The sequence below is a fragment of the Microvirga mediterraneensis genome (genome assembly GCF_013520865.1).
GTDB classification, from domain to species: Bacteria; Pseudomonadota; Alphaproteobacteria; order Rhizobiales; family Beijerinckiaceae; genus Microvirga; species Microvirga mediterraneensis.
The window spans coordinates 204,629-228,765 of sequence record NZ_JACDXJ010000003.1; the positions used below are offsets into that span (position 1 = coordinate 204,629).

The following is a 24,137-nucleotide window of genomic DNA, read 5'->3' on the forward strand; positions in this document are numbered from 1 at the left end:
ACGCCCCGCACATCCGGCGGGTCTGGAGACTTCCCACTTACGACCTTTCAGCGCTTACGACGGCGCGGTCCGGGGACCGATGGCGCTCGACCTCAACGTTGGTTTCCCCCGCTTTAGGGAATGAGCTTGCGACAAGTTCCTGCAACTCACCCTCGTCCAAAGTTTCCTTCTCCAGCAGGCGCCGGGCCGTCCGCTCCAGGACATCCCGCCTCTCCCGCAGGAGCGCGACAGTCTGCTCGAACACCTGGTCCACAATGGCCCGCACCTCGTCGTCAATCGCAGCCGCGGTCTCATCCGAGTAGGAGCGTTCGCGTGCGCCATTGCCGAGCGGGTTCGGGCTCAGGAATGATCGCTCATCCTTTTCCAGGGCAACATTCCCGAGCTTTTCCGACATGCCATAGCGGGTCACCATCGAGCGGGCGATGTCAGTCACACGCACCAGGTCATCCGACGCGCCGGTGGAGAGATGGTTGAAGACGATCAGCTCGGCGGCGCGCCCGCCGAGCAGCACCGCCATCTTGTTCTCCAGCTCCTCGCGGGTCATCAGGAAGCGATCTTCGGTGGGCCGCTGGATCGTGTAGCCCAGCGCCCCGACGCCGCGCGGGATGATCGACACCTTGTGCACCGGGTCCACGCCGGGGAGCGCCAGGGCGACGAGCGCATGGCCCATTTCATGGTACGCCACCACCTCGCGCTCCTTCGGGTTCAGGAGCCGGTTGCGTTTCTCCAACCCGGCGACGATGCGCTCGATGGCGTTGTTGAAGTCCGCCATGGTCACGGCGTCCGCTCCGCGCCGGGTGGCCAAGAGCGCGGCCTCGTTCACGAGGTTGGCCAGATCCGCACCTGTGAAGCCAGGGGTGAGCGCCGCCACCTTTTCGGCATCCACATCCGGGGCCAGCTTCGCCTTGCGCATGTGCACCTGGAGGATTTGGATGCGGCCCTTCTTGTCGGGCCGGTCCACCAGCACCTGGCGGTCGAAGCGCCCGGCGCGCAGCAGCGCCGGGTCCAGGATCTCGGGCCGGTTGGTGGCGCCGAGCAGCACCAGGCCGGTGCGGGAGTCGAAGCCATCGAGTTCGACAAGAAGCTGGTTGAGCGTTTGCTCCTTCTCGTCATGGCCTCCGGCCAGGCCGCCCATGCCGCGGGCGCGGCCAAGGGCGTCGAGCTCGTCGATGAAGATGATGGCCGGCGCCTTTTCGCGGGCCTGCTGGAACAGGTCGCGCACACGCGCGGCACCGACGCCGACGAACATCTCGACGAACTCCGAGCCGGAGATGGAGAAGAACGGCACCTTCGCTTCGCCGGCCACCGCCTTGGCGAGCAGCGTCTTGCCGGTGCCCGGCGGGCCGACCAGGAGCACGCCCTTCGGCATGCGCCCGCCAAGCCGGCCGTACTGCTCCGGGTTTCTGAGGAACTCGACGACCTCCCGCAACTCGTCCTTGGCCTCATCGACACCGGCCACGTCCTCGAAGCGTACGCCGGTGTCGGCTTCGACATAGACCTTGGCCTTGCTCTTGCCGATCTGCATCAGGCCTCCGCCAAGGCCGCCCGCCCCAGCCATGCGGCGCATGAGGAAGGCCCAAATCCCGAAGAAGATCAGGACAGGCAGAACCCAGGAGAGGATGTCGCGGAACAGCGTGCTTTCGATCTGTCCAGTATAGGTGACGCCGTATTGCTGCAGCTCTTGGGCAAAGTCCGGGTCAACGCGGGTCGTCGCGAACCGCGTCTGGCCGCCAGGCAGAGGCTCCTTCAGCCGCCCCTGGATGAAGCGGTCGGAGATGCCGATCTCGGCCACCTTGCCGCCCCGGAGCAGCTCCTGGAACTGGCTGTAGGGAATAGGCGCGATCTGCTGGGCCGTGCTGAAGACGTACTGGATCAGCAGGATGCCCAGGATGGCGGCGATCCAGTACCAGGTGTTGAACTGCTTGCTCTTGTCCATCGAGGTTCCCCACAGCGGCTCGACCACCAGGACGAGCCCTCAGACCGGGTCAACGTGAGGCAGCAATCCTGGTTCGATCAGAGCCATGGCGGTGGTACCTTACTGGCCAATCACATCCATTGGTCGTGTTCGATTGTTCTTCTTCTCTCCATCCGAAACAGACGGGGTGGTCGTAGATAATTGTGCGACGTCGGGTGGACAGCTTCATTGGATGGCTATCCGGAGCCCTGGCCCAAATTGCCAACGCCGGTCCCTTCCATCATCCTGCAAGGGACCGACCGGATGGCTGGCCATCATGGTTAAAGGTCCGACAGGACCGTAGGGAGCTAGGGATGACGTCAGAAGAGATGCATGCGCGTTTGCCCGTCATCCGAACAATTGCCATGCCCTCGGACACCAACCCTGCTGGAGACATCTTCGGCGGTTGGCTGATGTCGCAGATGGACCTTGCCGCCGGCAATGCGGCTGCACGGCGCGCTCGGGGACGCTGCGTAACCGTTGCAGTGGATGGAATGGTATTTCACACTCCAGTGCATGTCGGTGACGAGGTCTCAGTTTACGCCGACCTGATTTCCACGGGCCGCACCTCCATGAAGTTCCAGGTTGAAGCTTGGCGCCGCTCCCGTGATGGCGACGAACAGATCAAGGTGACGGAAGCGGTCTTCACGTTTGTCGCCATCGACAGTGGCTCCCGCCCTCGCCCACTGCCCCCGAGTTGAGCCCAGTACGATTGATCCTTACGGAATTCACCCCTCTGAGGAGCGAACAGAGGGCGAAGATTTTCGCTCACCTTATGACTGGGGTCAGGCGGCCTAGGCGGTCGGGTTCTGAGCTGAGGCTTGCTAATTGACCGCAAACTGAGCACCGACGACGCCGTTCTCCCTCAGGGTTCGCGACCCTCCCTGGAGGCGGGAACGTGTTGTGGCGGCAGAGTCAGGTGATGGCGGCCATCCACCATGCAAAGCTACCCGATAGCCGAGCTTATCGGCAATCAGCCGCCGAGATCGACATTCTCGGCATCCCGGACGCCTCTGCTTAATGTGCAATTTTGCAAACAAAGCATTCCCTCAGAAGAACGGTTCGATCTTCACATACGCTAGATATGCACCAATTGCATATCTGAGCTTCTCTTTCGTCTGTTTCAGAGCTCACTTCCCGTTCTTATATGTTTGATTGCAAACAAGCAAAGTACGAAATTGCCGGCCGCATGGGCCGGTTAAACACTCAGGATCATCATGTTCGTAACGATTCTTCTGTCCAAACTCCGCGCTTATCGGCGGTACCGCGAAACGCTTCGCGAGCTTTCCGGTCTCACCGACCGTGAACTCGACGACATTGGTCTCTCCCGTTCTGAGATCGATGCTATCGCGCATCGCTCGGCTGTCGCGTAAATCAAGTCATCTCCAGCAATTGCTTCGCCCGCCGCCCGGCGGGCGTTTGTGCTTCAAGTTGAAGCAAGAGCAGTTGGGTAAGGACCCAGAAGCCCACCATGTAACTTTGCAGCCACTCACACGGGCTGGGGTGGGTTGCGATCGGCAACGGGATCATCGTGCCTGGCCGGCCATCGAAAGCGAGTTTGCAGGCCGTTTCGGTCACAGCCAACTCGGCTAGCACCGCCTTGGCCTGCTCGCATCCGTCGGCTTGAACCAGGGGCTGAACTTGAGACGCGATGGCTGACCCTCACCCGAGCCAGCTTTGCTCATCGGCTCCCGAATCGATTCATCAAAGTTCCAAGCGAATTACTGGTGCACGGTGTTGGATCTGAATTTGAGCGCACGCCGACGACCAAGTTGCACATACAATGCTGGAGTTCCGCCACGAGCACCTTCGTGCTGCGGCTGCCGACCCTAAAGGTACCAGCGATGCGCTGAACACGGCCATCAACACCCAGGACGGGCAGATCATGTCGTCGGTCTAACACATCTTCTTATCCAGTGATCTTCCTCTGCCCCCGCGCGTTCTTCGGTGCACGGTGGTCGGGAGATGCGGTCATGGCCGAGCGGCTGTTGTTCGAGATGCTGGTGATTGTGGTGGCGTCGTTCGCTGTGGTGACGACCCTGGTTCGCCTCCGCTTCTCGCCTGTCACTGGTTACCTGCTCGCCGGCGTTCTGATCGGGCCGCATGGGCTGGGGCTCCTGCCCGCGACGGAGGGAGTGCGGTTTCTCGGCGAGCTCGGGGTCGTGCTCCTGATGTTTATCATCGGGCTGGAATTCTCCCTGCCACGCATGTTGGCGGCGCGCTCGCTCGTATTCGGCATGGGCAGCCTGCAGGTTGCTCTCACGACACTGGCTGGTGGCATCCTGGCGTGGGTGGCGGGCCTCGGCTGGGGCGCCGGCGTTCTGATTGGCGGGGCCATTGCCATGTCGTCCACGGCCATCGCGGCCAAGCAGCTCTCGGACCAGGAGGAGCTGAACACCCAACACGGACGCCTGGCTCTGGGCATTCTCCTGTTCCAGGATCTCGCCACGCTGCCGTTCCTCATCCTCACCGACGCCTTGAGCGGGCGCGGCGAGGCAAGTCCTGCCTTGGCGGCAGGCCGGGCTGTTCTTGCGGTGGTCATCTTTCTGGCCATTGCCCTGCTGGCGCGACGCACCTTGGCTCGGTTCTTCGAGATGCTGGCGCGCACCCGTTCGAACGAGGTCTTCCTGCTCGGCGTCCTCTCGCTCGTCCTGCTGTCCGCCTTCGGGGCCGAGGAGGTTGGGTTGTCCCTGCCGATAGGGGCCTTCCTGGTCGGCATGATCATCGGCGAGAGCGACTTCCGGCATCAGGTCGAGGACGAGATCCGCCCGTTCCGGGACGTGCTCCTAGGTCTGTTCTTCATCACGGTGGGCATGGCCGTCGATCCGCGGACGATCCTCACCCATCCGCTCTCCGTCATCGTCGCCCTGGCAGCCCTTGTTGGTTTGAAGGCGGCCATCGTGTTTGGCGCGGCCCGGGCCGCCGGCTGGACGGCACCCGCGGCGTTCCGGGGCGGCGTGGTGTTGGCGCATGGCGGCGAGTTCGCCCTTCTGTTGATGACGCAGGCGCTCGCGATTGGGCTTTTACCGGCGGGGACAGGCCAAGTGGTTCTGGTCACCGTCGTGCTCAGCATGGCGCTGGCCCCGCTTCTGATCCAATGGAATGGGCGCTTGGCCCGCGGGGTCGGCCTTGGTTCGCCGCAGGCCTTGCCCCACCCGGACGAAGCCGCCCTGGCGGAAGTCGGCGACACCCTGTCCGGGCATGTCATCCTGTGCGGATGCGGACGGGTCGGATGCTTGGTCGCCAGGGTACTGGACATCGGCGGCATCCCATATGTTGCCGTCGAGCATGACATGGATCGATTGAGGAAGGCACGCGCGCAGGGGCATCACGTCGTCTTCGGGGACGCAACCCGGCCCGTCATACTCCGCGCCGCAGGCTTCGACCGGGCCAAGGCCGTGGTGGCCACGTTGGACAGCCCGTCCGCCTTGGAGCGGCTGGTCCACCGGGTCCGGCACCTGAACCATGCGCTGCCAGTCATCGTCAGCACCACCGACACGACATCAGTGCGAAGGCTGCTGGAGGTCGGCGCGACCCACGCCCTGCCGGAGAACCTTGCCGCCGGGCTCGGCCTCGCCGAGCACCTGCTCCGGGCTCTTGGAATGCCGCCGCAGGATGTCGAAGACCGCATCAACCAAGTTCGGACCCTTCTCAGCCCCGCCCCGGTGGACAATGCCGGCCTGAACGTCGCTTCCCGCCCAAAAGATGAGACACTCAGCGAGGTGCGTTCGGGCCTGCCGGAAAATTCATGAGCGGAGCCGTGCGGCGAAACCGAGCGGATTGGATGCTGACCGTGCACCCTGATGTTGATCCCTTATGTTAGGAGGTAGGGCATACTCCTGCGCCGCCTATGGCTGAGGTGGCGCAGACTGCTGGGCGGATCGCCGCCGGACTGTCAGAAGCCTTCGGGTAGTCGTCATGTGGGAGCATGCGATCAGGACTTTGTCTCCGTGTGTGTTAACGGCTGAGTGTCAAAGCCTAGGAAACGCTCTGATATCGGCTGAGCTCCCGGCTACAGGCTGTCGACCGAGCGAGGCGAACGCGGCTATCGGGGCGCAAGGGAACCTTCCCCTCGGGTTTTGCGTCAGTGCCTTTGTTAACGTCAGTGCCTTTGTTAACAGAGGAGGCTCATCCATGGCAGACAAAACCGGCACCAACGACCCCACCTATAACCTTATCAGCGTCCTGTATCACGCCCTCCAGGGGGCGGAGACCTACGAGAAGTACGCCAGCGACGCTGGAAGCGATCAGGATCTCGCCAACTTTTTCCGGGAAGTCCAGCAGCAGGAGAAGCAACGGGCCGACCGCGCCAAGCAACTCTTGGCCACACGCCTCCAGCAGGGTGGATAAGGTTCCAGACGACAGCCATTTGGTCTGTCGAGCCGTTGAGAGGCAGCGAGGGATCGCTGATTTGCGGACCAACTTTGGTGAGCCCGTGATACGTGGGCTCGCCTCTACGGCAATGGACGGCGCCCATGGCGTTCAAGGATGTTCTTGTCCTGCTTGATGAGAGATCCAACCAAGCCAAGCAGTATGCAGCTTTGCTCGCCACTGCGTTCGACGCGCATGTCACGGCTGCCGCTTTGGCTCCGGATCCAGGGACAAGCGGTGGCTTCCTCGATGACGGCGCCGCGTTCCTCATACCCGCCCTCGAGGAAGCGAGACACGCAATCCTTCAGATGTTGGAAGAGTTCGCAACCTCTTTCCGACGTTCCGGAGCCAGAGTGGAAACGGAGGTGTTCACCGAGGCATCTGGTACGGCCGATCGCGCGCTCGGTCCGCTGGCCCGCAACTTCGACTTGATCGTTGCCGAGCAGCCCGACCCCGACCTCCCCGACGAGAGGCGAAGCATGATCGAGGCCGTCCTGTTCGCCTCCGGGCGCCCCGTGCTTGTGGTCCCTTCCAAGGAGGGCGTCTTGGGCAAACTGGAAAACGTGCTGGTTGCCTGGGACGGGAGCGCGACGGCCGCAAGGGCTGTGGGCGACGCCATTCCGTTCCTTGCACGCGCCCGGCGGGTTGAGCTCGTCACAGCGGTTGATGCCGTCGACAAAACCGCCGGATCCAGTCCGCGGATTGTTCGTCATTTGGCCCGCCATGGGGTAGAGGCAGCGTTTCACAGGCTTCCGATCGCGGATGATGTTGCGAGCACCCTTCTCTCGCATGCCTCTCACGCCGCGGCTGACCTGATGGTGATGGGCGGCTATGGGCATTCTCGCTTGCGCGAACGGATGCTTGGCGGAGCCACCCGAGGCGTTCTTGAAGCGATGACGTTGCCGGTATTGATGGCGCATTGAAGCGCGACAGGAACTAGGACCTACGTCATGGCAGCCCCACGGGCCCGCCTTCAGGCACATGGGGCTGCGATCGGGTGCCCCTCTGCCATAGACCCGAGAAGGTAGCAATAGGGCTAATGCGGGAGGCGGAAATGGCCGCCGGCACTCCGAACCTCGTTGAGCAGTCGTGCCGGCAGCTCCGAGGGGCGTGTCGATGGGAACTGATGAAGCGATACAATCATAATCATATACCGACACGATGGGAGGGGACGCTCCAATGGCCATCAAAGACATCGTCGTTGTGCTCGACACCAGTTCCAGGACAGTGGGCCCGTATGCGACTTCGCTGGCGGCCCTGTTTAAGGCGCACCTTACCGCCACTATGCTCGTGCACGACCCGATCACGAGCGTCACCTGGCCGGAAGCATCCATCCCCCTGCTGACATCGGTGATTGAAGCCACACGGGAGGAGGCGCGTCAGACCCTTGAGGCGTTCGCCACAACGAGCCGGGCGCTCGGCATTACGGCCGAGACGGAGGTCATCGAGGTCACGCTTGGCTTGCCAGGCCGAGCGCTTGGTCCTCTGGCACGCCGCTTCGATCTTGCGGTGATCGAACAGCCGAACCCGGACGCACAAAACGACCGGGAGATCATGGCGGAATCGGTTCTGTTCGAGTCCGGCCGGCCTGCCCTGATTGTCCCATATGTGGCGCTCACGCCGTTCCGGCTCGAGACAGTGTTGATCGCCTGGGACGGCAGCGCCACGGCGGCACGTGCGCTTGGCGATGCGATGCCGTTTCTGGCCCGAGCCAAACAGGTCGAGATTCTCACGGTCGCTGACGAGCCGAGCGAGGCTGAAGCCTCCGGCCAGCAGATGGTCCGCCACCTGGAGCGCCACGGCGTCGCTGCGCAGTTCCGCGGGCTTCCTAGGGCCGGCGGTATTGCGAGCACGCTGCTGTCGCACGCGTTTGACGCACAAGCCGATCTGATGGTGATGGGAGGCTATGGGCACTCCCGCATGCGCGAATTCATCCTGGGCGGGGCCACTCGTGAGGTGCTCGAGACCATGACCCTGCCGGTACTGATGTCACATTGAACGACACGGACATGGCTTGAGGCGGGGCCGCGTGTCAGGACGCAAGTCACCGAGCGGGGCGGCGCGTTCCGGTTTCGTTGGCGGCGCGCCGCCGCCACTCGCCTTAGACCGTCTTCTTGGAGCCGATCGCTCAGGTTTTGCGATTTCCGCGTTCCACAGGGGAGAAGCCTATGACGGATGTCACCCGTAGCCCCTCGCGTGAGGTGCGTGCCGACCGGCAGCCAACCAGGATTCCCTTGTTCCTGTTCGCGACCGGCATCGAGAACAGCTATCCCACCATCCAGAACGGCCGGGTGCGCCGCGACCAGATGGAGGAGTGCGGCCATTATTTCTTCAGGGAGCGGGATTTCGACCTCCTCGACGAGCTCGGTATCCGCTTCCTGCGCTATGGCCCGCCCTTGTACCAGACCTTCCTCGGCCAGGGCCGGTACGCTTGGGAGTTCACCGACCTGACGTTCGCCCGGCTGAAGGAGCGCGACATCGTTCCCATCGTCGACCTGTGCCATTTCGGTGTGCCGGACTGGATCGGCAACTTCCAGAACCCCGATTTCCCAGCGCTGTTTGCGGAATACGCCGGCGCCTTCGCGCGCCGCTTCCCGTGGGTCCAGCTCTACACCCCCGTCAACGAGATGTTCATCTGCGCCACGTTCTCGGCGGCGACCGGGTACTGGAACGAGCAGCTGAAAAGCGACCATGGCTTCGTCACCGCCCTCAAGCACCTCGTCAAGGCGAACGTGCTGGCCATGCACGCCATCCTGGAGGAGCGGCCCGACGCGATCTTCATCCAGAGCGAGTCGACCGAGTATTTCCACGCCGAACACCCGCAGGCGATCAAGCCCGCGGAGATCCAGAACGCCCGGCGGTTCCTCTCGCTCGACCTGAACTACGGCCGCCCGGTCAATTCGGAGATGCACGAGTTCCTGCTCGATAACGGCATGACGCGGGAGGAATACCACTTCTTTCTCGACAACACCCTGCGCCACCACTGCATCATGGGCAACGACTTCTACCACACCAACGAGCACCGGGTGGACCCCGGCGGGCAGATCCGGCCCGCCGGCGAGGTGTTCGGCTATGACGAGATCACGCGCCAGTACCACGACCGCTATGGCCTGCCGGTCATGCACACCGAGACCAACTTCGACCAGGGCCCGGAGGGAGACGAGGCGGTCGACTGGCTGTGGAAGCAGTGGGCCAACGTCCTACGCGGGCGCAACAACCGTGTGCCCATCGTCGGCTTCACATGGTACTCGCTCACCGACCAGATCGACTGGGACGTCGCTCTTCGCGAGCAGCGGGGCCGGGTGAACCCGCGCGGGCTGTACGACCTCGCCCGCAACGTCCGGCCCGTCGGGGAAGCCTACAAGAAACTTCTGTCCCAGTGGCGCGAGGTGTTGCCGACGCAGAGCGTCTGCCTGTTCGTGCCGGTGGTGTTGCCGAGCGAGTACGACGAACCCATGGCGGTGCGACGGCGCGAGGGATGGCGTCGATACCTCCGCCACGAAATGAGGGCAAAGCCCAAGGTCAGGAATTAGGCTCGCTCACGGATCCCTGGCTAGCTGCTGACGACATCAATGTCGTCCTCCGGGGCAATGGGCGGCAGCACGCCCGTGCCAGGCGTTGCAAGCGGATCTATGGGTTCCGGAGCATCGTGGGGGCCCGCAGGAGGAATGGGCGGTACCTTGCCGGCTGGAGGCTTCCCGGCGCCGGCATGGGGAGCATCCGGCCCAACGTGCTCTTGCGCGTCCGACTTCGCCATGAGGGCTCTCCGAACCTATCTCCAAGACAACGAGCTAGCTTCTTTCCAGGATCAAGCGAAAACAGGCAGGCGCGCGCAAAGGTTCATTCGTCAAGCAACTCCGCGGGTCCGGCTGGAAAAGTCCTGGGCAGCAAGCCGGCCTTGCGCGTTGACTTCCCAGTTTCGCCCGCGTTCGAGGATCCGCTGTGCACGACACCAACCCTGTGACATCCATCGCTCAGATTGCCCTCACCTTTTCCGACTGGAGGCCGCTGCGGCATGTGGACGACCCGCTCCACAAGGACCTCTCTGCCGTCACCCGGATCGGCGAGTGCCTCTTTCTGGCCTGCGATGAGACCGCAAGCGTCGAGCGCCTCCAGCGGCTGGACGATGGCTGCTTCGGCGAGCACCGGCACTTCGCCCTCTCAGATCTGGTCGACTTGCCCGCCGGGCCTGACGGTGAGATGGACATTGAGGGGTTGTGCGCTGCCAATGGCTTCCTCTGGATTGTTGGCTCGCACTCCCTGAAGCGGTGCAAACCCCGGAAGGATGACGGAGACCGCGAGCACGCCCTCCAACGCATGGAGCGGATCCAGCACGAGCCCAATCGCTACTTTCTGGGCCGGGTCCCGCTCGCTGAGGAGGCTCCAGGGCTGTTCGTGCCCGTCCGATCAGATGGCGGGCGGTCGTCCGCTTGGTTCAAGCTCGGCAAGAAGCGGAGCGCCTTGGCCAAGTGGCTTGGTGGTGACCCGCACCTTGGGCCGTTCGTGAGCATTCCCTCGAAAGAGAACGGCTTGGATGTCGAAGGCTTGGCTGTGAGCGGCAACCGGGTTTGGCTCGGCTTACGTGGTCCCGTCCTCCGTGGCCATGCTGTCGTTCTCGATCTGCAGATCAAAGCAAAAGCCGAAAGCCGGCTGAAGGCCCGCAGGGTCGACGGCGACCGGCGCTACCGCAAGCACCTGCTCGACACCCGGGGTTTGGGGATCCGGGACATGCGGCTCGACGGTGACGACCTTCTCCTGCTGGTTGGCCCTACCATGTCGCTGGAGGGGCCTGCCTTCGTCCTCCGCTGGCGTGACGCGGTTCATGACGATGCGTCGGGCGTGATTGCCCCTGGCCGCATCGAAACCGTGGCCGAACTGCCCTACCAGCTGCACGTCGATCATCCGGAGGGGCTTGAGCTCTGGCCTGAGGCTGGCCCCGGGGCCCTGTTGATCATCTACGACGCCCCGGCCCCGGAGCGGACCGACCCTGACACCTTCACGGTTCGGGCGGACGTGATCTGCCCAAGCGGTGCAGAGACGGGTTTCCTGGGTCGCCTAATGGATGCAGCCGGAACGCGCCCTGAAAGGGCCGATGATCAGAGCCAGTGATTCCGGCGGAAGCGCCAGTACAGGACGGAGCAGAAGGCTCCGATCATTACGAGAACCAGGAGGTAACCGTATCGCCATTGCAGCTCCGGCATGTGCTCGAAGTTCATGCCGTAGATGCCGGCCACCGCCGTCGGCACTGCCAGGATGGCGGCCCAGGCGGCGAGCTTGCGCGTGATCTCGGTCTGCTGCGCCTGGCCCGTCATCAGACTGGTCTCGAACGCGAAGGCCAGCACCTCGCGCAAGGACTCGATCTCCTCCTGCACCCGGCGGATGTGGTCCGAGACGTCCCGAAAGAGCGGCTGCATCGACGCATTGATCCCCGGCAGACCCGGCTGCTCCAGGCGCCGGCAGACCTCCACCAGCGGGACGGCGGCGTTGCGCAGGCGCAGGAGATCGCGACGGAGCTGGTACAGGCGGCGCACATGGGATTGGGTGGAGGTCTCGGCCAGGATGCAGTCCTCGATCTCCTCCACCTCCGCCTGGATGGTCTCGATCACGGGCATGTAGTTGTCGACGATGAAGTCGAGGATGGCATAGAGGATGAAGTCTTCGCCTTCCAACAGGGCCTTCGGAGAGGCCTCGCAACGCTCGCGCACCGGCGTGTAGGATGTCGAGGCGCCGTGGCGGACCGTCACCACATAGCCGTGCCCGACGAACAGGTGGGTCTCGCCAAAGGAAATCCGGCCGTCGAGCATCTGAGCCGTCCTGGCGACAACGAAGAGAGCGTCGCCGTATTGTTCAAGCTTGGGCCGCTGGTGCGCCTTGAGCGCATCCTCGATAGCTAGGTCATGCAGGCCGAATTCCGCCTGAAGCCGCCGCAGCAGCTCCAAGCTGGGCTCGTGCAGGCCGATCCAGACCACATGGCCCGGACGGCGGGACCACTCCCCGGCCTCCTCCACCATGATTTCGGCCACCCGGCGCCCGCCCGCGTATGCGGCGGCGGCAACCACGCTGGACTCGCGCGCCGGTAGCGGGTGAAGGGATTTAATCGGCTGATCCATGGTGATCTAACGCCGGCCGCCCCGTGCGGTGCCGCGGCTCGACCAGCCAGAGCGAATTTGAAGCGATCATGAACCAAGGCCAATCCTGGATTGTTAGTTTGATGTTCGACTTGGTTCAAGCGGAACGGGGATGATCATGCGCCCATATGAGCAAAACCAACACGCCTATGGCACCGGCTTTGCCCGGACGGCGGCTCAGGTCGATCAAGGCCTGCGCGCCTTCATGCTCGGCGTCTACAACAACATGGTCCTGGGCCTTGCCATCTCGGCCCTGGTCGCGCTTGGCATCAACATGCTGGCCACCACGAGCGATCCGTCGCAAGCGGTCGCCCGGATGGGCGGTATCGGCCTGACCCAGTTCGGGGCGACCCTGTATGGCTCGCCCCTGATGTGGGTCGTGGCGCTGGCGCCTTTGGCTTTCATCTTCTTCTTCTCGTTCCGGATGGACCGGATGTCGGCGGCTTCTGCCCGCACCACCTTCTTCGCCTTCGCGGCGGTGATGGGTGCTTCGCTCTCGACGCTTCTCATCCGCTACACCGGTGCGAGCGTCGTGCAGGTGTTCTTCATCACGGCGGCGGCCTTCGGCTCGCTGTCCCTGTGGGGCTACACCACGAACCGCAGCCTGTCGGGCATGGGCTCGTTCCTGATGATGGGCCTCGTCGGCCTGATCCTGGCCTCGATCGTGAACATCTTCGTGGCATCGAGCATGCTGCAGTTCGGCATCTCCGTGATCGGCGTGCTGATCTTCGCCGGCCTCACGGCCTACGATACGCAGAAGCTGAAGGAGATGTACCTGTACGGCAACTTCGATACCGAAGCCGCCGCCAAGGTCTCCGTGTTCGGCGCCCTGACGCTGTACCTGGACTTCATCAACATGTTCCAGTTCCTGCTGGCTCTCGTGGGTAACCGCAACGAGAACGGGTAGACCGGCAGCATTCGCCACGTATCTGAACGACAGCGGAGGAATCCATGGCAGTGGTGGCGGAGCGGACAGAACGTGCGAAGCGGCGCGTGCCAAAGTGGTCAAAGGACGTCGCGGCCGAGCAGCCCTCATTCACCCGGGAGCAGGACCTGTCCGCCTACGAGGACATGCTTCTGATCCGGCGCTTCGAGGAGAAGTCCGGCCAGATGTACGGCATGGGCCTGATCGGCGGCTTCTGCCACCTCTATATCGGCCAGGAAGCGGTCGTCGTCGGCATGCAGATGGCGACGAAAGAGGGTGACCAGGTGATTACCGGCTACCGGGATCACGGCCACATGCTCGCCTGCGGCATGGATCCGAAAGGCATCATGGCCGAACTCACGGGGCGGCGTGGTGGTGTGTCAAAGGGCAAGGGCGGCTCCATGCACATGTTCTCCAAGGAGAAGCACTTCTATGGCGGCCATGGCATCGTCGGCGCACAGGTGTCGCTGGGCACCGGCATTGCGTTCGCCAACCACTACCGCGAGAACGGCAATGTCTGCCTCACCTATTTCGGCGACGGCGCGGCCAATCAGGGCCAGGTCTACGAGAGCTTCAACATGGCGCAGCTCTGGAAGCTGCCCGTGGTCTACGTGATCGAGAACAACCGCTACGCCATGGGAACGTCAGTGAGCCGCGCCTCGGCCCAGACCGATTTCTCCAAGCGCGGCGTGTCCTTCGGCATTCCCGGCGAGCAGGTGGACGGCATGGATGTCCGGGCGGTCTATGCTGCCGGCCAACGTGCTATCGAGCATGCCCGCTCAGGCAAGGGGCCGTACATCCTCGAGATGCAGACCTACCGCTATCGCGGCCATTCCATGTCCGATCCGGCGAAATACCGCACGAAGGACGAAGTGGCCCGCATGCGCGAGGAGCACGATCCGATCGAGCAGTCCCGCCGCCGTCTGCTGGAGCGCTGGAAGCTGTCGGAAGACGAGTTGAAGGCCATCGACAGCCGGGTGCGCGAGATCGTCAACGAGGCGGCCGAGTTCGCCACGCACGATCCGGAGCCCGATCCGTCCGAGCTCTGGACGGATGTTCTGCTTTAACTGCGAGCCAACGGGATTCTGCAAAGACCGGGAATGCTCATCGACCTGATCAAGAACGTGGCTGAACCCAGCGGATAGTGAAATCACGAGACGCCAGCTTAGCTTCGACTTCCGAGGCGCCACAGCCGGCGCTGGAGAAGCGCTCGCGATCCGAGTTGGTGCAACCGTATTTCGGGAGGATCACGCCAGAAGTCTTTGGATCGTTGCGGGAACAGAAACGGTGATCGGCCCTTAACTATGAGATCTTTCTGGAGCAGCCGTGGCGCTCCAATTCGCGATGGCCTGCCTTAGGTTAGTGTATCATATGGAAGTGAGCAGAAACCTCCGTGCAGACCCTATTCCGGCTTTTTCTTATCTTGACTTTGCCTGTTGGCAGCCTCCTTGCCGCGATGGTTGCGTTGGCGACCTTTGTCCAACCTACCGAGCGAGATTTCCGTCGTCGTTTCGAAGGATCGATTATCTCCATCGGCGCGCTGACGTGCATTTGGCCATCGGGCGCGACCGCCAGCAATGAGATCGTTGCGGTGAGCGTGTCTTGAACTTGGTTCGAAGTGGGCTTTGGCCGGCATGCAGCCAAGGGCAAGTCTTCAAGACGTTCGGTTGACGCACTCAGCAGCAGTGGAACAGCCCACCGCGTCAGGAACATGCATGAGCCGCTTTGCGTTCGGTCTCAACTATGGTCCCCGTTCGCACCTCTGTACCGACCCGCTATCCTCCTTGGGGGACATACGGCCTGATCGCCGTCAACAGTTTCGTGTTCCTGTTCCAGACGACGCTGCCGCCGGGAGCAGAGGAGGTTTTCATCTATTTCTACGGTCTTGTGCCCGCCCGCTACACGGATCCGGGATGGGCCATGCAGATCGGGCTCCCACCGGATAATTACCTGCCGTTTTTGACAACCATGTTCCTGCACGGAGGCTGGCTGCATCTCATCCTGAACATGTGGACGCTGTGGCTATTCGGCGGCGCCGTGGAGGACCGGCTAGGGCACGGGCGCTATCTCGCATTCTATCTCGCCTGCGGTCTGGCGGCTAGTTTTGCCCACGCCTTTGTTAATGCTGGGTCGACCATACCGGCTGTTGGAGCCTCGGGTGCGATCGCCGGCGTAACCGGAGCTTATGCGCGCTTGTTCCCACGCTCTTGGATTGTCCTGCTGGTTCCTATCTTCTTTATCCCGTTCTTCTTCGAGCTGCCTGCGCTCCTCTACATTGCTTTCTGGTTTTTCATGCAGGTTTTGCAGGGCACGGCTGGGTTGATGATGCCCGAGGCTGGTGGCGTTGCTTGGTGGGCTCATATCGGCGGTTTCGTGGCTGGCATTCTGCTGGCTCCGGTGATCCACCGACCGCGTCCGAGCTACCGTCACTTCTATCCCGATGAAGGCGTGTTAGGCTATGGGCCGGCTGGTCAACGGTCGCTCCCACGGAGGTTCTGAGCGATGAGCGCCATCGACCTCTTCTGGATTTTTATCGCTCTGGTTTCCCTGCAGCCTGTGATCAGTCAGCGGATGCTGGGAGCGATGCGTCAGCGCAAGATCGCCGAGATCGAGAAGAAGCGGGGCTCGCGTGTGATCCTTCTGGTGCATCGTCAGGAAACGATGCGCCTGCTTGGCTTCCCACTGATGCGCTACATTGACGTGAACGACGCCGAGCAGGTCATGCGGGCAATCCATATGACGGATCCCGATACACCTCTCGATCTCGTGCTTCATACCCCTGGCGGCCTTGTTGTGGCCTCGCTCCAGATCGCGCGCGCACTCAAGCTCCATAAGGCCAAGACAACTGTGTTCGTTCCGCACCTTGCCATGTCAGGCGGGACACTGATCGCGCTTGCCGCGGACGAGATCGTCATGTGCCCGCACGCAGTGCTCAGTCCCGTCGACCCACAGATCAATGGGTTCCCGGCGGCCTCCATCATCCGCGCCGCAGAGGATAAGCCGATCGCCGAAGTTGACGACCAGACCTTGATGCTGGCTGACGTCGGTCGCAAGGCAGTTGCTCAAATCAGAGCAGCTGTGAGCGAACTCCTGCAGGAGCATCTTCCAAAGGAACAGGCCGACCAGATCGCCGACCGCCTGAGCCGGGGCGAGTGGACGCACGATTACCCGATTGCGCCCACCGAAGCGCAATCCCTGGGACTTAAGGTGAGCACGGACCTGCCCGGCAACGTGCTGGAGCTGATGGGTCTTTATCCTCAGCCCGTCCGCACGCAGCAGACCGTTGAATACCTCCCACGTCAGAGATCCGGTGGGGACCGGCCCCCGTTGGCTGGTTAGCAAGCTCCCAGGCCGTGAGGAGCGTTCGTCATCTCTCTCCTTGAAGAAAACCGCCTGTGCAGTTCAGCGGATCGACATCACTGGTTCGCTGCCTTCTATTCTCAATAACGCTGTAATGTGCTTGGTTCAGGCGCACAGCTACTCCGCGGCCTCCGGCACGTTGGCGGGCCTGTCCTCCAAGGCTGCTGCAATGGCATCGTCGACCCGCTCTAGCCAGATGAATTCCAGCCGGGCCCGTGCATCCTCCGGGATGTCCTCAAAATCCCGGCGGTTGCGGGCGGGCAGCATGACCCGGGTGAGACCCGCCCGGGCGGCCGCCGTGACCTTCTCCTTGATCCCGCCCACAGGCAGCACGAGCCCGCGCAGGCTGATCTCACCCGTCATCGCCGTATCGCTACGGACGGTCCGGTTCGTGAGAAGCGACACCAGCGCCGTGAACATCGCGACACCGGCGCTCGGCCCATCCTTCGGCGTGGCTCCGGCCGGCACGTGGATGTGAATATCGTTCCTCTCGAACACCTCCGGCGCGATGCCGAACGAGGCGGCCCGACTCTTCACAAGGGTCATCGCCGCCTGCGCGCTCTCGCGCATGACGTCACCGAGCTGGCCGGTGAGGATGAGCCCGCCCTTGCCCGGCGCCCGGCTGGCCTCGATGAACAGGATGTCGCCGCCCACCGGCGTCCAGGCCAGGCCGGTGGCCACGCCCGGCACGCTGGTGCGCATGGCGACCTCGTCCTCGAAGCGCGCCGGTCCCAGGATCGCCGCAAGGTCGTCGGCATCGATGGCCACATGCTCCGTGCTGCCCTCAGCAATTCGGACTGCAGCGTGCCGCAACGCCCGGCCGACTTCGCGCTCCAGATTCCGGACGCCGGCCTCGCGGGTGTAGTCCCGGATGATCCGGCGCAGGGCCTCGTCGCTGATCTCGGCCTGCTCGGGATTGAGCCCGTTCGCCTCCAGCTGGCGCCGGACCAGGTAGCGCCGGGCAATCTGAAGCTTCTCATCCTCGGTGTAGCCGGCAAGCGTGATGATCTCCATCCGGTCGCGCAGCGGACCCGGGATGGCGTCCAGCATGTTGGCGGTGGCGATGAACACCACGCGCGAGAGGTCGAAGGGCACGCCCAGGTAGTTGTCGCGGAACGTGGAATTCTGCTCCGGATCGAGCACCTCCAGCATGGCGGCCGAGGGATCGCCCTGGACGCCGCGCCCCATCTTGTCGATCTCGTCCAGCATCATCACGCAATCGCGGGCGCCGGCTTTCCGGATCCCCTGGATGATGTTGCCGGGCAGCGCGCCCACATAGGTGCGGCGGTGGCCGCGGATCTCCGCCTCGTCGTGGACGCCGCCGAGGCTGACCCGCACGAAGGGCCGCCCCATGGCGCGGGCAATCGACTGCCCGAGCGAGGTCTTGCCGACGCCGGGCGGACCGGCAAAGCACAGGATCGGCGCCTTGCCGTTGGGCGCGAGCTTGCGCACGGCGAGGTACTCGACGATGCGCTGCTTGATCTTTTCCAGCCCGAAGTGGTCCTCGTCGAGGATGCGGCGGGCCTCCGCGATATCGATGGGTTGCTCCTCAGGCAGGCTCCAGGGCAGTTCGACGAGCCAATCGAGGTAGGTCCGGATCATTCCGGCCTCCATGGCGCCTTCCGGCATGCGCTCGTAGCGGTGCAGCTCGCGGCGGGCCTGCTCCTCAACCTCCGGCGGCATGGCGGCTTTCGCAATCTTCTCGGTGAGTTCCTGGACCTCCTGGGCACGCCCGTCGCCCTCTCCCAGCTGGCGCTGGATCGCCGCCATCTGCTCGCGCAGGATCACCTCGCGCTGGCGCTCGTCCAGGGTCGCCCGTGTCTGCCGGCCGATTTCCTGCGTCAAGCGAAGGACTTCGATCCGCTGGGCCAGCAGGCGGGAGACCCGATCCAGCCTCGCGGTGAGATCAATGGTTTCCAGAAGCTCCTGCTTCTGATCCGCGCTAACGTCGAGATAGGCGGCGACGAGGTCCGCCAAAACTCCAGGCGTGGCCGCAGCCTGCACGGTTCCAACCAGTTCGGGCGGCACCTGCGGCAAAAGCTGTAGCGCCTCAAGGGCCTGCTGCCGCAAATGAAGGAAGCGGGCTTCGATCTCAGGGGTCAGGATTGCCGGCTCCTCAATGCGGAGGATCCGGCCCACGATGAACGGCCGCTCCTTCACGAACTCGGTGACCCGGAAGCGCTGCATGCCCTGAAGAACGACGTGGTGCGTGCCGTCGGGCGCGTTCACGTAGCGCAGGACATTGGCGATCGTGCCGGTCCGATGCAGATCAAGCGCAGTGGGCTCGGCGATCTCCGCATCCCGCTGCATCAGAAGACCGATCTGCTGCTCCTCCCTCACCGCCTGCTGGGCCGCCGCGATGGAGCGCTCGCGGCCAAGGGCAATCGGAAACACGGTTCCCGGGAACAGCACGGTGTTGCGCACGGGCACGATCAGGAGACCATCCGGAGGAAGACCGCTGGTGGAGTTGTCCGCACCGAGGCTGGTGCCGTCCTCGGGCGCACGCGGGAGATCACACGGGAGATCATGTGGGCCAGTCATGGCGGACTCTCCTCAGGACACTTTGCGGAGGCTGATGATCAGGCAACCATCACCGGCGACACGCAGGACGGCGTCGTAGCGACCGGGAGGCAGCGGGATGCGGCGCTCGAACCGACCCTGCGGCAGCTCCAACCGGTGGATGACAGCGGTGCGGAGCTGGGGCGGCAGAACCCGGCGGCCGGAGACGACAAGGGTTCCATCCTCGATCACTGCCTCGACCTGGTCCGGCGCCACGCCCGGCAGGGCGATGAGAATGAGAACCTCCTGCTCCGTCTCCAGAACATCGACGGGTGGCTCCCAGGCTGGCCGGCGCGTGGCCGAAGGCGGCTGGAACATTTGCCGGTGCAGGCGCTCGGCGCGAGCGAGGGCTTGAATCGCTTCCGAGAGCATCCAGTCTGCAGGATCACGCATGGCCGAGCATGCCTCAGGGTTGCGGTCCCTGCCCGGGCGCGGGTCTCCCGCCTTGGCGTCGGGAGCGCCCCGGCACAGAACCAGTTGGAACAGGAACCCTGTCAATGCGCAGGCACGCCGTTTTGTTCGTGATTGTCTTTATTGCGAGACACGTGGATCCAAGTTGGCCCTCATACGCGTTTGTTGGTCGCGAACGCTACGGAAATTACCTGCCAAGATCCCGGGAGTTCGGCGTTGAACCAGCTGATGGTAGCCGGGCCGATCAATGCGAAAGGAGACGGCAGCGGCGGGGCGCGCCTGAAATTCGATCGAAGGAGAGCACCATGCAGCCCAACGATCCAAGACCTGATGATATCGATCCTGTCGAAGAGGCAAGCCTAGAATCCTTCCCGGCCAGCGATCCACCGGCGTGGATCCCGACGCGCACCGGCCCAGTGGATGTCTCCGCGCTTCTCGACGCGACGACCGAGGCCCGGGCCGTCTGGAACGAGGCGCTCGAGCAAGCAGCCCAGATGGCTGATGGGAGTGGATCGGCCGAGCTGTCATCGCAGATCCGATCCCTGAAACGTTCCGAGTCGGGCGATGCCTGACATCATGCTTTGAACAACGGAGGTGAGAGCATGAACTTCAGCCCAAAGATCTATGATCGCGAAAGGTCAAGCCACCATCGGAATTCTTCCCATCATGAGTGGACCATCGTCGAGACAGTCGACGCGGTGCTTGCCGTGATGCTGATCGTCTCTCCCTGGACGTTTCGCTACTCGGATACTTCGGCCGCGACCTGGAGTGCAGTTGTCCTCGGGCTCTTGTTGGGAGCCGTAACCGCCACCCGCGTGGTTGACGTTGGAGACTGGCAAGGCTGGGCCAGTATCGCGCTGGGAGCCTGCGCGCTTCTGGCTCCCTGGATCCTCGGCTTCAGCGAGATCAAGAATGCGGCGGGCATCCATGTTACGGCAGGCTTCGTGGTGCTGACGATGACCCTGATCACGTTCTGGGTTCATTACCTTGATCAGCCTAACAGCCCAGCGTGATCGATGGCCTTACCATTCGGCGTCACCATGATCTGATGAGTTGCAACCGCGACGAAAAGGTTTGGAGCGATGAACTTGAGCGAGATCGCCTGCGAGATTCTGGATCTATTCCGGGAAACGCACCGCCGGCCCGGCGCCCGCATGCTGATCACCACCCTCGATCATCGCCTCGGCACGGACCCGGCCGTTACGGTCGCCATCTCTGAGCTGAAGGATGCAGGCTATCTCGTCGCCCCCGATGCCGAGACGGTGGAGCTGACTGCCGTGGGATTCGATGCGATCCAAAGTGGCCGCTACCATGCAGCTTCCGATTGAACGTCCAGCCGCTGCTGAAATCAGCAGAGTGGAGTTGCGGTGTTATGCCTGAATCATGAGGCATGCTGCTAAGCCGGGCGGGCATCGATCCGACCAACGTACGAAACCGTACAAACGAGGTTTTTGCATTTTTTCATCGGCCACGCTGAAACAAAACCAACTCCCAGCAATTCAGTTGGCACACGAAAGCGTGATGAGGGAGCGGCAATCATGGCGAACGGATTGTGCGACGTCTGTGGAGTACGGCCTGCGACCGTTCGGGCCCAGGTGGTGAGCAACGGCCAGCGGCAGAACATGGAGCTGTGCGACGTCGATTACCGTCGCCTTGCCCGCCAGCAGCGGCCGAGCTCACCGCTCGAATCCCTCTTCGGCGGCCGCGGCAGCCTGTTCGACGACTTCTTCGGCGGCGACTTCTTCGGCGAGAGCCCGCTCAGCAGCGCCCGGGGCCGCACTGAGGAGGCTCCCGACACGGGCGATGGTGGCACCCCCATCCCGGTGCGGTCCGGCCGCGGACGGGCCCGGGGCCGCGGGGCGGCGGCGGGCGTTGCGGACCGCCTGAGCGGGCACGCCGAGGAGATCCTCCAGGCTGCCGCGCAACGCGCCGGCGACTTCGGCCGCCGCGAGGTCGACACCGAGCACCTGCTCCTGGCGCTCACCGAGAGCGATGTCGTCCGCACCATCCTGGATCAGTTCAAGGTCTCCCTCGACGACCTGCGCAACCAGATTGTGCAGGAAAGCCGGCGGGGTGACTTCAACCCCGAGGAGGGCGGCGAGATCGGCGTCTCGCCCCGCGTGAAGGACGCGCTCTCCCGCGCCTTTTCCGTCTCAGGCGAGTTCGGCCATTCCTATGTCGGCCCCGAGCACCTTCTCATCGGGCTTGCCGAGGAGGGGGAAGGCATCGCGGCCGATGTGCTGCGCCGCTACGGGCTCACGCCCCAGGCCATTCGCCAGCAGGTCACCAAGGTGGTGGGCCGGGGCGCCGAGGAGGGCCGGGTCGACACGCCGACGAACACTCCCAACCTCGACAAGTATGCCCGCGATCTCACCCAGCTCGCCCGCGAGGGCAAGCTCGATCCGGTGATCGGACGCGCCCGCGAGATCGAGACCACCATCGAGGTGCTGGCGCGGCGCAAGAAGAACAACCCGGTGCTCATCGGCGAGCCGGGCGTCGGCAAGACCGCCATCGTCGAGGGCCTGGCCCAGCGTATGGTGGCCGGCGAGGTGCCGGAGGCGCTGCGCAACAAGCGGCTGGTCGAGCTCTCGATCAACTCCATGGTGGCCGGCTCCAAGTACCGCGGCGAGTTCGAGGAGCGCGTGCAGCAGATCCTGAAGGAGGTCACCGAGCGCGAGGACGAGCTGATCCTGTTCATCGACGAGATCCACACCATCGTCGGCGCCGGCCAGGGCGGCGGCGAAGGCGGGCTCGACATCGCCAATGTGTTCAAGCCGGCGCTCGCGCGCGGCGAGCTCAACCTGATCGGCGCCACCACCCTCAACGAATACCAGAAGCACATCGAGAAGGACGCGGCCCTGGAACGCCGCTTCCAGCCGGTGTTCGTGCCGGAACCAACGGTTTCTCAGACGATCATGATCCTGCGCGGCCTGCGCGACACCCTGGAGGCGCACCACAAGGTCACCATCACTGACGAGGCGATCATCGCGGCGGCCGAACTGTCCGACCGCTACATCACCGGCCGCTTCCTGCCCGACAAGGCTATCGACCTGATCGACCAGGCAGCGGCACGGGTGAAGATCTCGACCACCGCCCGGCCGGTCGACGTGCAGGAGCTGGAGGCGGAGGTGCGCCAGCTCAAGCGCGAGCAAGACTACGCCGCCTCGCGCAAGCAGTTCGACCGGGCCTCGCAGATCCAGGCCGAGCACGATGCCCGCAACAAAGAGCTGCAAGAGGCAACCGAACGCTGGCGGCGCGAGCGCGGTTCTGCTTCGGCGGAGGTCACCACCGAGCACATCGCGCAGGTGGTGTCCAAGCTCACGGGCGTGCCGGTCAACGAGCTCACCACCGAGGAGCGCCAGCGCCTCGTGAAGATGGAGGAGCGACTGCACCAGCGGGTGATCGGTCAGGAGGAGGCCGTCAGGGCCGTGAGCGACGCCGTGCGCCTCGCCCGGGCTGGCTTGCGCGAAGGCCGCCGCCCCATCGCGACCTTCCTGTTCCTCGGCCCCACAGGCGTCGGCAAGACGGAGCTGGCCAAGGCGCTTGCCGAGACAGTGTTCGGCGAGGAGGACGCCATGATCCGCCTCGACATGTCCGAGTACATGGAGCGCCATGCGGTGGCCCGGCTGATCGGCGCGCCTCCCGGCTATGTGGGCTACGAGGAAGGCGGGCAGCTCACCGAGCGTGTGCGCCGGCGGCCGTACTCGGTGGTGCTGCTGGACGAGATCGAGAAGGCGCACCCGGACGTCTACAACGTGCTGCTGCAGGTGTTCGACGATGGGCGTCTCACCGACGGCAAAGGGCGTGTGGTTGATTTCACCAACACGATCCTGATCGCCACGTCGAACCTCGGCTCCGACATCATCCAGCGCCACCTGAACGTGCGCGGCACCGCGGAAGACGATCAGGCCCGCCTCAAGCGCGAGCTGATGGACGTGCTGCGCGGCCATTTCCGGCCGGAGTTCATCAACCGCATCGACGAAATCATCGTCTTCCATGCCCTCGCCCGCGGCGAGATCCGGTCCATTGTGGAGCTGCAGCTGGAGCGGGTGAAGCGCACGGCGCACGGCCAGGGCGTCGAGCTCGTCATCGACGGCAGTCTTGTCGACCACCTGGCGGCGGCGGGCTTCCGGCCGGAATTCGGCGCCCGCGAGTTGCGGCGCCTGATCCGCTCGGAGCTGGAGACCCAGCTCGCCCGCGCCATGCTGGCGAACGAGGTGCACGAGGGCGACCGGGTGATCGCGCGGTGGGACAACCACGAGCAGAAGGTCACGCTGGAGCCGCAGCCGAAGGTGGAAGGTGAAGCACAGGCCGACAGCGAGGCCACAGCCGGCCATAGCAATGCTGCCGAGGTGGAGCGTGAGGCCCAGCGCGGGGCCGACGATGAAAGTCGGACGGCCGCTGAGTAAGGCACCGGACGAGCATTAGG

General features: G+C 63.8%; 21 protein-coding genes. 17 read left to right on the forward strand and 4 right to left on the reverse strand.

Annotation, left to right across the window (positions count from 1 at the left end; all coding sequences use genetic code 11):
- Positions 1-37 precede the first annotated feature (37 nt).
- Positions 38-1,936 carry an ATP-dependent zinc metalloprotease FtsH gene (gene ftsH, locus H0S73_RS24720; RefSeq protein WP_181054860.1) on the reverse strand — a complete coding sequence of 633 codons (1,899 nt, stop codon included), beginning with the start codon at positions 1,934-1,936 and terminating at the stop codon, positions 38-40.
- Positions 1,937-2,268: 332 nt separating this feature from the next.
- On the opposite strand from ftsH, the gene H0S73_RS24725 reads away from it, so the two are divergent.
- The 8 genes from H0S73_RS24725 (at position 2,269) to H0S73_RS24760 (ending at position 11,434) form a co-directional block, all read left to right on the forward strand.
- Positions 2,269-2,655, forward strand: coding sequence for an acyl-CoA thioesterase (locus H0S73_RS24725; protein ID WP_181054861.1), 387 nt, complete (start codon positions 2,269-2,271; stop codon positions 2,653-2,655).
- A 516-nt stretch (positions 2,656-3,171) separates the two neighbouring features.
- Positions 3,172-3,327 (forward strand): DUF1127 domain-containing protein, encoded by a 156-nt coding sequence (locus tag H0S73_RS24730; RefSeq protein WP_181054862.1) that lies wholly within the window; start codon positions 3,172-3,174, stop codon positions 3,325-3,327.
- A 600-nt stretch (positions 3,328-3,927) separates the two neighbouring features.
- Positions 3,928-5,706 (forward strand): cation:proton antiporter, encoded by a 1,779-nt coding sequence (locus tag H0S73_RS24735; protein ID WP_181054863.1) that lies wholly within the window; start codon positions 3,928-3,930, stop codon positions 5,704-5,706.
- Positions 5,707-6,088: 382 nt separating this feature from the next.
- Positions 6,089-6,304 (forward strand): hypothetical protein, encoded by a 216-nt coding sequence (locus H0S73_RS24740; RefSeq protein WP_181054864.1) that lies wholly within the window; start codon positions 6,089-6,091, stop codon positions 6,302-6,304.
- A 125-nt stretch (positions 6,305-6,429) separates the two neighbouring features.
- Complete coding sequence (locus H0S73_RS24745; protein ID WP_181054865.1) at positions 6,430-7,248, forward strand: universal stress protein; 819 nt, start codon at positions 6,430-6,432, stop codon at positions 7,246-7,248.
- A 256-nt stretch (positions 7,249-7,504) separates the two neighbouring features.
- Positions 7,505-8,323: a universal stress protein gene (locus H0S73_RS24750; protein ID WP_181054866.1), complete on the forward strand. Its 819-nt coding sequence runs from the start codon at positions 7,505-7,507 to the stop codon at positions 8,321-8,323.
- A gap of 170 nt (positions 8,324-8,493) precedes the next feature.
- Positions 8,494-9,858: a family 1 glycosylhydrolase gene (locus H0S73_RS24755; RefSeq protein ID WP_181054867.1), complete on the forward strand. Its 1,365-nt coding sequence runs from the start codon at positions 8,494-8,496 to the stop codon at positions 9,856-9,858.
- Between the two features lie 409 nt (positions 9,859-10,267).
- Positions 10,268-11,434 (forward strand): DUF3616 domain-containing protein, encoded by a 1,167-nt coding sequence (locus tag H0S73_RS24760; protein WP_202050061.1) that lies wholly within the window; start codon positions 10,268-10,270, stop codon positions 11,432-11,434.
- On the opposite strand, the gene corA is transcribed toward H0S73_RS24760, so the two are convergent.
- Entirely contained in the window at positions 11,422-12,435 is a 1,014-nt protein-coding gene (gene corA, locus H0S73_RS24765) for a magnesium/cobalt transporter CorA (RefSeq protein ID WP_181054868.1), read from the reverse strand. The genes H0S73_RS24760 and corA overlap by 13 nt on opposite strands.
- Positions 12,436-12,571: 136 nt before the next feature.
- Between corA and H0S73_RS24770 the strand changes: the two genes are divergently transcribed.
- The 5 genes from H0S73_RS24770 (at position 12,572) to H0S73_RS24790 (ending at position 16,717) form a co-directional block, all read left to right on the forward strand.
- On the forward strand, positions 12,572-13,360 hold the full coding sequence (locus H0S73_RS24770) for a Bax inhibitor-1/YccA family protein (RefSeq protein WP_181054869.1): 789 nt from the start codon (positions 12,572-12,574) through the stop codon (positions 13,358-13,360).
- A gap of 44 nt (positions 13,361-13,404) precedes the next feature.
- A complete protein-coding gene (pdhA, locus tag H0S73_RS24775; RefSeq protein WP_181054870.1) occupies positions 13,405-14,445 on the forward strand; it encodes a pyruvate dehydrogenase (acetyl-transferring) E1 component subunit alpha in 1,041 nt (346 codons plus the stop codon).
- 326 nt (positions 14,446-14,771) lie between these two features.
- Entirely contained in the window at positions 14,772-14,984 is a 213-nt protein-coding gene (locus tag H0S73_RS25570) for a histidine kinase (RefSeq protein WP_202050062.1), read from the forward strand.
- A 137-nt stretch (positions 14,985-15,121) separates the two neighbouring features.
- On the forward strand, positions 15,122-15,877 hold the full coding sequence (locus H0S73_RS24785; RefSeq protein ID WP_181054871.1) for a rhomboid family intramembrane serine protease: 756 nt from the start codon (positions 15,122-15,124) through the stop codon (positions 15,875-15,877).
- Between the two features lie 3 nt (positions 15,878-15,880).
- Positions 15,881-16,717, forward strand: coding sequence for an SDH family Clp fold serine proteinase (locus H0S73_RS24790; RefSeq protein WP_181054872.1), 837 nt, complete (start codon positions 15,881-15,883; stop codon positions 16,715-16,717).
- 138 nt (positions 16,718-16,855) lie between these two features.
- On the opposite strand, the gene lon is transcribed toward H0S73_RS24790, so the two are convergent.
- Positions 16,856-19,279, reverse strand: a complete 2,424-nt coding sequence (lon, locus tag H0S73_RS24795) for an endopeptidase La (protein WP_181054873.1) — start codon at positions 19,277-19,279, stop codon at positions 16,856-16,858.
- 12 nt (positions 19,280-19,291) lie between these two features.
- Entirely contained in the window at positions 19,292-19,690 is a 399-nt protein-coding gene (locus H0S73_RS24800; protein WP_246389461.1) for an Hsp20/alpha crystallin family protein, read from the reverse strand.
- Positions 19,691-20,013: 323 nt separating this feature from the next.
- Between H0S73_RS24800 and H0S73_RS24805 the strand changes: the two genes are divergently transcribed.
- The 4 genes from H0S73_RS24805 (at position 20,014) to H0S73_RS24820 (ending at position 24,117) form a co-directional block, all read left to right on the forward strand.
- Positions 20,014-20,280: a hypothetical protein gene (locus H0S73_RS24805; RefSeq protein ID WP_181054874.1), complete on the forward strand. Its 267-nt coding sequence runs from the start codon at positions 20,014-20,016 to the stop codon at positions 20,278-20,280.
- A gap of 30 nt (positions 20,281-20,310) precedes the next feature.
- Entirely contained in the window at positions 20,311-20,721 is a 411-nt protein-coding gene (locus tag H0S73_RS24810) for an SPW repeat protein (protein ID WP_181054875.1), read from the forward strand.
- A 69-nt stretch (positions 20,722-20,790) separates the two neighbouring features.
- Positions 20,791-21,036, forward strand: a complete 246-nt coding sequence (locus H0S73_RS24815; RefSeq protein ID WP_181054876.1) for a hypothetical protein — start codon at positions 20,791-20,793, stop codon at positions 21,034-21,036.
- Between the two features lie 210 nt (positions 21,037-21,246).
- Complete coding sequence (locus H0S73_RS24820; protein WP_181054877.1) at positions 21,247-24,117, forward strand: ATP-dependent Clp protease ATP-binding subunit; 2,871 nt, start codon at positions 21,247-21,249, stop codon at positions 24,115-24,117.
- The last annotated feature ends 20 nt before the right edge of the window (positions 24,118-24,137 follow it).

Coding starts and splice junctions, on each gene's coding strand:
- ftsH (WP_181054860.1), bottom strand. CDS start 1,936: ATGGACAAGAGCAAGCAGTTCAACACCTGGTACTGGATCGCCGCCATC.
- H0S73_RS24725 (WP_181054861.1), top strand. CDS start 2,269: ATGACGTCAGAAGAGATGCATGCGCGTTTGCCCGTCATCCGAACAATT.
- H0S73_RS24730 (WP_181054862.1), top strand. CDS start 3,172: ATGTTCGTAACGATTCTTCTGTCCAAACTCCGCGCTTATCGGCGGTAC.
- H0S73_RS24735 (WP_181054863.1), top strand. CDS start 3,928: ATGGCCGAGCGGCTGTTGTTCGAGATGCTGGTGATTGTGGTGGCGTCG.
- H0S73_RS24740 (WP_181054864.1), top strand. CDS start 6,089: ATGGCAGACAAAACCGGCACCAACGACCCCACCTATAACCTTATCAGC.
- H0S73_RS24745 (WP_181054865.1), top strand. CDS start 6,430: ATGGCGTTCAAGGATGTTCTTGTCCTGCTTGATGAGAGATCCAACCAA.
- H0S73_RS24750 (WP_181054866.1), top strand. CDS start 7,505: ATGGCCATCAAAGACATCGTCGTTGTGCTCGACACCAGTTCCAGGACA.
- H0S73_RS24755 (WP_181054867.1), top strand. CDS start 8,494: ATGACGGATGTCACCCGTAGCCCCTCGCGTGAGGTGCGTGCCGACCGG.
- corA (WP_181054868.1), bottom strand. CDS start 12,435: ATGGATCAGCCGATTAAATCCCTTCACCCGCTACCGGCGCGCGAGTCC.
- H0S73_RS24770 (WP_181054869.1), top strand. CDS start 12,572: ATGCGCCCATATGAGCAAAACCAACACGCCTATGGCACCGGCTTTGCC.
- pdhA (WP_181054870.1), top strand. CDS start 13,405: ATGGCAGTGGTGGCGGAGCGGACAGAACGTGCGAAGCGGCGCGTGCCA.
- H0S73_RS24785 (WP_181054871.1), top strand. CDS start 15,122: ATGGTCCCCGTTCGCACCTCTGTACCGACCCGCTATCCTCCTTGGGGG.
- H0S73_RS24790 (WP_181054872.1), top strand. CDS start 15,881: ATGAGCGCCATCGACCTCTTCTGGATTTTTATCGCTCTGGTTTCCCTG.
- lon (WP_181054873.1), bottom strand. CDS start 19,279: ATGACTGGCCCACATGATCTCCCGTGTGATCTCCCGCGTGCGCCCGAG.
- H0S73_RS24800 (WP_246389461.1), bottom strand. CDS start 19,690: ATGCGTGATCCTGCAGACTGGATGCTCTCGGAAGCGATTCAAGCCCTC.
- H0S73_RS24805 (WP_181054874.1), top strand. CDS start 20,014: ATGCAGCCCAACGATCCAAGACCTGATGATATCGATCCTGTCGAAGAG.
- H0S73_RS24810 (WP_181054875.1), top strand. CDS start 20,311: ATGAACTTCAGCCCAAAGATCTATGATCGCGAAAGGTCAAGCCACCAT.
- H0S73_RS24815 (WP_181054876.1), top strand. CDS start 20,791: ATGAACTTGAGCGAGATCGCCTGCGAGATTCTGGATCTATTCCGGGAA.
- H0S73_RS24820 (WP_181054877.1), top strand. CDS start 21,247: ATGGCGAACGGATTGTGCGACGTCTGTGGAGTACGGCCTGCGACCGTT.